This window comes from Pseudonocardia pini (genome assembly GCF_013870575.1).
GTDB classification, from domain to species: domain Bacteria; phylum Actinomycetota; class Actinomycetes; order Mycobacteriales; family Pseudonocardiaceae; genus Pseudonocardia; species Pseudonocardia pini.
On record NZ_JACBXB010000213.1, the window covers coordinates 1 to 7,681 of the forward strand.

At 72.9% G+C, this 7,681-nt stretch carries 8 protein-coding genes; 3 read left to right on the plus strand and 5 right to left on the minus strand.

Features of this window, described 5'->3' with window-relative positions; genetic code table 11:
- Positions 1 to 1,465: ABC transporter ATP-binding protein (locus H5J29_RS14280; RefSeq protein WP_181781442.1), on the minus strand; the 1,465-nt coding region annotated here is incomplete at its 3' end.
- A gap of 102 nt (positions 1,466 to 1,567) precedes the next feature.
- Positions 1,568 to 2,425: a bifunctional 5,10-methylenetetrahydrofolate dehydrogenase/5,10-methenyltetrahydrofolate cyclohydrolase gene (locus H5J29_RS14285; RefSeq protein ID WP_181781443.1), complete on the minus strand. Its 858-nt coding sequence runs from the start codon at positions 2,423 to 2,425 to the stop codon at positions 1,568 to 1,570.
- Positions 2,426 to 2,610: 185 nt separating this feature from the next.
- On the opposite strand from H5J29_RS14285, the gene yczE reads away from it, so the two are divergent.
- Positions 2,611 to 3,267: a membrane protein YczE gene (gene yczE / locus H5J29_RS14290; RefSeq protein ID WP_181781444.1), complete on the plus strand. Its 657-nt coding sequence runs from the start codon at positions 2,611 to 2,613 to the stop codon at positions 3,265 to 3,267.
- Here the strand turns inward: yczE and H5J29_RS14295 are convergent.
- Together H5J29_RS14295 and H5J29_RS14300 are read right to left on the minus strand one after the other, a co-directional pair.
- A complete protein-coding gene (locus H5J29_RS14295) occupies positions 3,185 to 3,847 on the minus strand; it encodes a VC0807 family protein (RefSeq protein ID WP_181781445.1) in 663 nt (220 codons plus the stop codon). The genes yczE and H5J29_RS14295 overlap by 83 nt on opposite strands.
- A 21-nt stretch (positions 3,848 to 3,868) precedes the next feature.
- Positions 3,869 to 5,230, minus strand: coding sequence for a carotenoid oxygenase family protein (locus H5J29_RS14300; protein WP_181781446.1), 1,362 nt, complete (start codon positions 5,228 to 5,230; stop codon positions 3,869 to 3,871).
- Between the two features lie 72 nt (positions 5,231 to 5,302).
- Here H5J29_RS14300 and H5J29_RS14305 point away from each other — a divergent pair, with 72 nt between their 5' ends.
- Positions 5,303 to 5,827: a PadR family transcriptional regulator gene (locus H5J29_RS14305; protein ID WP_181781447.1), complete on the plus strand. Its 525-nt coding sequence runs from the start codon at positions 5,303 to 5,305 to the stop codon at positions 5,825 to 5,827.
- A gap of 61 nt (positions 5,828 to 5,888) precedes the next feature.
- Here H5J29_RS14305 and H5J29_RS14310 read toward each other — a convergent pair whose 3' ends face one another.
- Positions 5,889 to 7,145: a multidrug effflux MFS transporter gene (locus tag H5J29_RS14310; RefSeq protein ID WP_181781448.1), complete on the minus strand. Its 1,257-nt coding sequence runs from the start codon at positions 7,143 to 7,145 to the stop codon at positions 5,889 to 5,891.
- Positions 7,146 to 7,321: 176 nt separating this feature from the next.
- Here H5J29_RS14310 and H5J29_RS14315 point away from each other — a divergent pair.
- Positions 7,322 to 7,681: alpha/beta fold hydrolase (locus tag H5J29_RS14315; RefSeq protein WP_181781449.1), on the plus strand; the 360-nt coding region annotated here is incomplete at its 3' end.

A 7,681-nucleotide genomic window follows, 5' to 3' on the forward strand; every position in this document is an offset into this window, starting at 1 on the left:
CGTGTAGAGCCCGTCCTCGTCCTTGACGAAGATCATCGACTTGCAGCAGGTTCGCGCGGATCGAGTCGTGGAACAGGTGCCCGTCCTGCGTCACGAACCCCACGTCGCCGTGCAGGTCCGCGGCACGCAGGTCCCGCACGTCCACCCCGCCGAGCGCGACCGAACCGGAGTCGACGTCGTAGAGCCGGGCGAGCAGCTGCGCGATCGTGGACTTCCCGGCCCCCGAGGTGCCGACGAGCGCGGTCATCGTCCCGGCGGGCACCGTGAACGAGACGTCGTGGAGGACCTGCTCGCCCCCGCGGGTGTCCAACGTGGCCACCTCCTCGAGCGAGGCCAGGGAGACCTTGTCCGCCGAGGGGTACGCGAACCCGACGTGGTCGAACCGGACCTCCAGCGGGCCCGCGGGGAGCTCGCGCGGTACGGCGGGCTCGTCGATCATCGGCTCCAGGTCCAGCACCTCGAACACCCGCTCGAAGCTGACGACCGCGCTCATCGCCTCCACCCGCGCGCCGGCCAGTGCGGTGAGCGGGGCGTAGAGCCTGGTCAGGAGCATGGCGAGGGAGACGACGGCGCCGGGCGCGAGCATCCCGCTCAGCGCCAACCCGCCGCCCACGCCGTAGACCAGGGCCAGGGCGAGGGCCGAGACCAGCGTCAACGCCGTCACGAAGACCCACTGCACCATCGCCGACCGCACCCCGATGTCGCGCACCCGCGCGACCCGCGCGGCGAACTCCGCGGACTCCTCGGCCGGGCGCCCGAACAGCTTGACGAGCGTGGCGCCCGGCGCCGAGAACCGCTCGGTCATCTGCGTGCTCATCGCCGCGTTGTGGTCCGCGGCCTCCCGTTGCAGCCGGGCCAGCCGCGAGCCCATCCGGCGCGCGGGGATCACGAACACCGGCAGCAGGACCAGCGCCAACAGCGTCACCTGCCAGGAGATCCCCAGCATCACGACGAGCGTGAGCACCAGCGTCACGACGTTCCCGACCACCCCCGACAACGTGTCGCTGAAGGCCCGCTGGGCCCCCAGGACGTCGTTGTTCAGCCTGCTGACCAGCGCGCCGGTGCGGGTCCGGGTGAAGAAGGCGACCGGCATCCGCAGCACGTGGTCGAACACGGCGGTCCGCAGCTGGAGGATGAGGCCCTCGCCGATCGTCGCGGAGAACCAGCGGGTCAGCAGGCCGAGCCCGGCCTCCGCGACGGCGACGACGGCGATCAGCCCGGCGATCCCGGCCACGACGTCCAGCCCGGAACGGGCGTCGATCGCGTCGACCACTCGACCTGCGAGCAGCGGCGTGAGCACGGTGAGCACTGCGCCCAGCACGCTGAGCACCGCGAACGCGACCAGCCTGCGCCGGTGCGGCCGGGCGAACCCCGCGATCCGGCGCAGGGTGACCGGCACCGGAGCCCGGTTCTCGGCTCGCTCCTGCGACGCGGTCCGTAGGGCCGACCAGGTGTTCACGTCCATGGGCCGGGACGCTACGAGCTGAACCGCACTTCAGGTCAAGCCGAGATGAACGTCAGTGCTGTGTCGACCATGATCCAACAGCACTGACGTTCATCTCGGCGGTCAGGTGGTGGCCTTCTCGGCCGCGGCGATCACGTTGCGGAAGAGCATCGCCACCGTGGTCGGGCCGACGCCGCCGACGCGCGGGGTGATCGCGCCCGCGACCTCGGCGCAGGACTCGTCGACGTCGGGCAGCAGGCGCTTGCCCTCGTACCGCACCCCGCCGCCGACGACCGTCGCGCCGGGCTTCACGTGCTGCGGCTGGATGATCCCGGGCACGCCCGCGGCGGCGATCAGGATCTCCGCACGCCGCGTGTAGCGCTCCCAGTCCGGCACGCCGGTGTGCACCACGGTGACCGCCGCGTTGGCCGTGGGCCGCTTCTGGGCGAGCAGCATCGCGAGCGGGCGGCCGAGCGTGGCGCCGCGACCCAGGATCACGACCTCGCGGCCGGACACCGGGATCTCGTGGAAGGCCAGCAGCTCCTCGATCCCCGCGGGCGTGCACGGCAGCGGGCCCGGCAGACCGACGGCGAGCCTGCCCATGTTCATCGGGTGCATGCCGTCGACGTCGGAATCCGGATCCATCTCGGCCAGCGCGGCGTCGTAGTCGAGGTGGTCGGGGACGGGGTACTGGATCAGCAGGCCGTGCACCGCCGGGTCGTCGTTGAACCCGCGGATCGTGGCGACCAGCTGCTCCTGCGTGGTGTCCTGCGGCAGGTGGGCGTGCGGCGAGTCGATCCCGAGCTCCGCGGCCTGCTTCTGCTTGATCCGGATGTAGCCGGCCGACGCGTCGTCGTCCCCGACCAGGATCGTGGCGAGGCTGGGGGTGATCCCCCCGGCACGCAGGGCGTCGGCGCGGGCGGTGACGTCGGCGAGGACCCGTTCGGCGACGGGCTTGCCGGACAGCAGTCGTGCGGTCATGAGGTTCCCTCGTGGGCGCGGAGGCCCAGGCGGTCGACCCCCGCGGACTCAGCTCCCCGATGGTCGATGCCATCCTCGTCTGCCGCCAGTCGCGCTCGCGGGCCATTGTGTCACGAGCCGGGCCCAGGCCACCGATGCCGAAGTGGCTCTCGGCGACCAGGCCACCCGGGGCGCATGCTGGGGGTATGGCCCCCGACCTCCGCCCGCTCCCCGTCACGCACGCCCCGCTCCGCAGGCTCCCCCAGCTCGTCGTGGGTCTGGCGCTGTACGGGACGTCGATGGCGATGCAGGTCCGCGGGGCGCTGGGCCTCAACCCCTGGGACGTCCTCCACCAGGGTCTGGAGCACCTGCTGCCGCTGAGCTTCGGCGTGATCACCGCGATCACGGGCGTGGCGGTCCTGCTGCTCTGGATCCCGTTGCGGCAGCGGCCCGGCATCGGGACCGTGGCCAACGTCGTCGTGATCGCCTTCTCCGTCGACGCCGCCCTGGCGCTGATCCCCGAGGCCCACGGCTGGCCCGCGCGCGTCGCGCTGATGGCGGGCGGGATCGTGCTCAACGGTCTGGCCACCGCGCTCTACGTCGGCGCCCGGCTCGGCCCCGGCCCCCGCGACGGCCTGATGACCGGCCTCGCCGCCCGCACCGGCTGGTCGATCCGGGTGGTGCGGACGGGGATCGAGGTCGTCGTGCTCGGCACCGGCTGGCTGCTCGGCGGGACCGTCGGGATCGGGACCGTGCTCTACGCCCTGGCCATCGGCCCGCTCACGCAGCTGTTCCTTCCGTGGACGACTGTGCGGACCCCCGCCGCCGCGCCCGTGCCACCCACCAGCCGTTCCACGCGATGAGCAGCACGAACGTGCCCACGAACAGCACCTCGGTCACCCCGACGGCCACGTCGACCGGCAGCAGGTAGACCAGCGGGACCCGCAGGACCGCCTCGGCGAGCAGGCCCACGCCCCACACCGTCGAGGAGAACCGGTGCCCGCGCCGGACGTGCGGGTCCGTGTCGTACTCGAGCTGCGCCTCCGCTGCCTTGGCGGGCGTGAAGCTCTGCAGGGCCGCCAGGGTCAGCGGCCGCTTCCCACGGATCGCGGTGACCAGGAAGACCGTCCCGACGGACGCCGTGATCAGCGAGTTCCGCAGCAGCAGCGTGCGCGGGTCGCCGGTGAAGAAGGCCATCGCGAAGCCCGCCCCGTAGACCAGCAGCATCACCGTGGCGAACACGTTCAGCTTCCGCGCCCGCACCGCCGACCAGACGACCCGGACCGCCGCGACCGCCGACGCCGCGAGCAGGGCGATCCAGTCGGAGGCGCCGAGCAGGTGCAGTGCGTAGTAGGCGAGCACGGGCAGGCCGACGTCGAGCGCCAGCCCGCGCAGCATCGTCATCGGTCCCGGCACGCTCGCGGCCGGGCTGTTCTCGGTCATCGTCCCCCCAGGGTGATCACCTCAGGACTCGTCCGCGGCGGCGTCGGCGTTCCAGGACCCGTGGAACCCGGCGGGCACCCCGCGGGGCAGCTCGACGCGCGCGACCCGGCTCAGGTCCGACGCGTCGAGGACCAGCAGGTCGGAGGCCTTCCCGTCCCGGGTGGTGGTGATCGAGAGCAGCCAGCCCTCGTCCTCGGCTCCGCGGTCGGCGGCGGGCACGAACACCGCCTCGCCCGCCACGACCTCGGTGCCCAGCTCGTGGGCGAGGACGGCACCGGTCGCGGAGTCGTGCCGCAGCACGGCGGAGCGTCGGGCGTCGTCCCCCACGGCGTAGAGGTAGCGGTTCGGCCGACCCGCCCGGTCGTCGTCGACGGTCGGGAACTCCAGACCGCGCTCGGAGAGTCGGGTCTCGGTCACGACGCCGGTGGCCGGGTCGAGCGTCCACCGGTGCAGGGTGGCGACGCCCTGCGCGGCGAAGGCCGACGCGTGTCCGGCCGGATCGGGGCCGATGGACGTCCACGCCGCCTTGATGTCCTCGGGGGCGAACCGGGCGACGTCGAGCACGATCCGTCCGTCGGCCTCGTGGGCGTTGCCGACGTGGAAGACGTAGCAGGGATCGATGTCGAACCAACGGACCTCGCCCGGGTGGTCCAGCGGCATGACGCCGAGCCGCGCGCCGTAGGTGTCGCTCCAGCCGTAGGGCAGCCCGCCCGCCATGGCGGCCTCGATGGAGAAGGCCATGGGCAGGTCGAGGAAGATCGCGTGCCGCTCGGTGACGGCGAAGTCGTGCATCATCGTGGGCCCGGCGACGGCGATCTCGGCGCTGGTCACGAGCTCGCCCGCCGCGGTGAGCCGGTGGTAGGTGAGGAACGGCGGCAGCGCGCCGTAGCCGAAGAAGTGCAGGTCGCCGGTGGCCGGGTCGGTCTTCGGGTGCGCGGTCATGGCGGTGGTCAGCCTGCCGTCGAAGTCCCGCGGGCCCAGGGTCTCCAGCTCGGGCGTGACCTCGTACGGGAACCCGTTCTCGACCAGGGCGAGCAGCCGCCCGCCGTGCTCGATGATGTGCGTGTTCGCCGTGACGGCGGTCCGGTCGAACGTGCCGTCCGGCTGCACGAAGCGGCGACCCTCCAAGGCGCCGGTGCGCACCCAGCGGTTGCGGTACCACTCCGCGCGGCCCTCCCGCAGTCGCACGCCGTGCAGCATCCCGTGGCCCGCGAACCAGTGGCCGGGGTCCTCGCCGGGCAGCGGGTTGGGGCCGTTCCGCAGGTACCGGCCGGTCAGCTCCGGCGGCAGACTGCCCTCGACGGGCAGGTCGTGGGCCGTGATCTCGTCCGGCACCGGGGCCAGGTGACCTCGCAGGTACAGGGGCGTCTCCGTGGTGGTCATGGGCACGAGAATCCTCGGCCCGGGCCGACGTGTCAAGACTGACATGTCGGTGACGACATGTAGGCTGCGCGCATGTCGTTGCCGCACGCCCTGCTGGGCCTGCTCGCCGTCCAGCCGCGCAGCGGGTACGAGCTGACGAAGGTCTTCGAGCAGGACCTCGGTCGCTACGCCTGGCAGGCCGGGCACACCAGCATCTATCCCGAGCTCAACCGGATGGCCGAGAAGGGCCTGGTGGAGGTCACGTCCGAGGGCGCCCGCGGCTCGCGCACCTACGCGGCGACCGACGCGGGGCGGGCGGAGCTGCGGACCTGGCTGATGTCTCCGCCGACCCAGGCGAAGGTGCGCAACGAGCAGGTCCTGCGCATGTTCATGCTGTCCGCCCTCGAACCCGCGGACGCGCTGGTCGTCCTGCAGCGGATCGCCGAGACCACCGACCGGGCGGCCGCGGAGCTGCGGAAGGTCCGCGAGGCCGAGCCCGACGCGCTGACCGGTCCGGAGGGCTTCGGCCAGCTCGCCGCGGAGTACGGCCTGCGGCAGTACGAGGCGGTCCGGGACTGGGCGGGCTGGGCGATCGAGCGCCTCGAACGCGAGGCCTGACCCGAACGAGCGGCACTCTCGCTCAGTAGGTCTGAGCGAGAGTGCCGTTCGTGCGAGGGGGTCAGGCGGCCTCGGGGACCGACTCCGTCCGCGCGGGGGCGGGGGTGGACTCCTCGAGGTCGTCGAGCCGCCACGGTCGGACCACGAGGAGCAGTACGGCCAACGCGAGCACCTGGGCGCCCGCGATCGTGAGGCCCATCGCGAAGGCGTCGTTGCCGAGCAGGCCGACGACCGGCGAGGTCACCGCACCCACGCCGAACTGCACCGCGCCGAGCAGGGCGGCCGCGGTGCCCGCGCGCTCGCCGTGCCGGGACAGGGCCAGGGCGGGGGCGTTCGGCAGCGCGAGGCCGACCGAGGCCAGCACGGCCCAGAGCGGGACGACCACGGCGACGAGTCCACCGGTCCCGGTGGCCGTGAGCACGGCCAGGACCGCGCCCGACACCGTGCCGGTGATGCTCGCGACCAGCAGGATCTGCTTGGGCTCGAACCGGCGCAGGAGCGCGGCGTTGGCCTGGGTGGCGGCGATCAGGAAGATCGCGCCCGCGCCGAAGAGCAGGCCGAACTGCTGTGCGTCGAGCCCGAACTGCTCCTGGAACACGAAGCTGGAGCCCGAGACGTACCCGAACATGCCCGCCATGGCGAAGCCCGCCGCCAGGATCAGCCCGACGAACGTGCGGTCCCGCAGCAGCGTGCCGTAGCTGGCGAGCGTGGCGCCGATCTGCGCCGGACGCCTGCGCTCGACCGGCAGCGTCTCCTTCAGTCCCACGGCCAGCAGGGCGAGCATCGCTCCGCCGTAGATCGCCAGGAACAGGAACACGCCGCGCCAGTCGGCGAAGCGAAGCAGCTCGCCGCCCAGGGTCGGGGCGAGCACGGGGGCCGCGCCCATGACGAGCATCAGGCGGGAGAGCAGCGTGGCCGCGGCGCGCCCGGTGAACAGGTCACGGACCACGGCCATCGCGACGACCGCGCCCGCCGCGCCGCCGACGCCCTGCAGGACGCGCAGCACGCCGAACGCGGCGATGTTCGGGGCGGCGATGATCAGCAGCGAGGACACGATGTGCAGCGCGGTGCCGATCAGCAGCGGCGTGCGGCGCCCGACGGCGTCGGCCAGCGGCCCGATGAACAGCTGGCCGACCGCGAGGCCGACCAGGGTGCCGGTGAGCGTCAGCTGGATCGTCGACGACGACGCCGCGAACTCGCCCGCGATGCCCGGCAGCGCGGGCAGGTACATGTCGATGGTGAGGGGGCCCAGTGCGATCAGCCCGCCGAGCAGCAGGGCGAGCCGGGTCCGGCTCGGGGTGGACGTGGTGGTGCTCAACGGCGGGAGCCTTCCTTGCGGTTCGGGGAGTCCGGGTCGCCCGGCTTCGTCGCCTGTCGCGCTTCGTCCCCGCCGGTGTGTTCCGCGTGGTTCAAGGCTGAGTGACCGGAGGGTGTTCCGCTTCTCGAAAGGATGTGAGCCCGATCACCTACTCGACGGTAGCTACCATCCGCACCATGCGTACCCCCGACGGCGTGGACCTGGCCCTCTACCAGGCGGGACCGGAGGACGCCCCGGTCGTCCTGGCCGTGCACGGTTACCCGGACGACCACACGGTGTGGGCGGGGGTGGTCCCCCTGCTGGCGGACGACTTCCGGGTCGTGACCTACGACGTCCGCGGGGCAGGCGCCTCGGGTGCGCCCGCCGACCGTGCGGGGTACCGGATCGAGCGGCTGGCCGCCGACCTCGCCGCCGTCGCGGACGAGGTCTCGCCCGGCCGCCCGGTGCACCTGCTCGCCCACGACTGGGGGTCGGTGCAGGCCTGGCAGGCCGTGACCGACACGGCGTCGGTCAAGCCCGTTCGCTCGAAAGTCGTC

Coding starts and splice junctions, on each gene's coding strand:
- H5J29_RS14305 (WP_181781447.1), top strand. CDS start 5,303: ATGTCGTTGCCGCACGCCCTGCTGGGCCTGCTCGCCGTCCAGCCGCGC.
- H5J29_RS14300 (WP_181781446.1), bottom strand. CDS start 5,230: ATGACCACCACGGAGACGCCCCTGTACCTGCGAGGTCACCTGGCCCCG.
- H5J29_RS14295 (WP_181781445.1), bottom strand. CDS start 3,847: ATGACCGAGAACAGCCCGGCCGCGAGCGTGCCGGGACCGATGACGATG.
- yczE (WP_181781444.1), top strand. CDS start 2,611: ATGGCCCCCGACCTCCGCCCGCTCCCCGTCACGCACGCCCCGCTCCGC.
- H5J29_RS14285 (WP_181781443.1), bottom strand. CDS start 2,425: ATGACCGCACGACTGCTGTCCGGCAAGCCCGTCGCCGAACGGGTCCTC.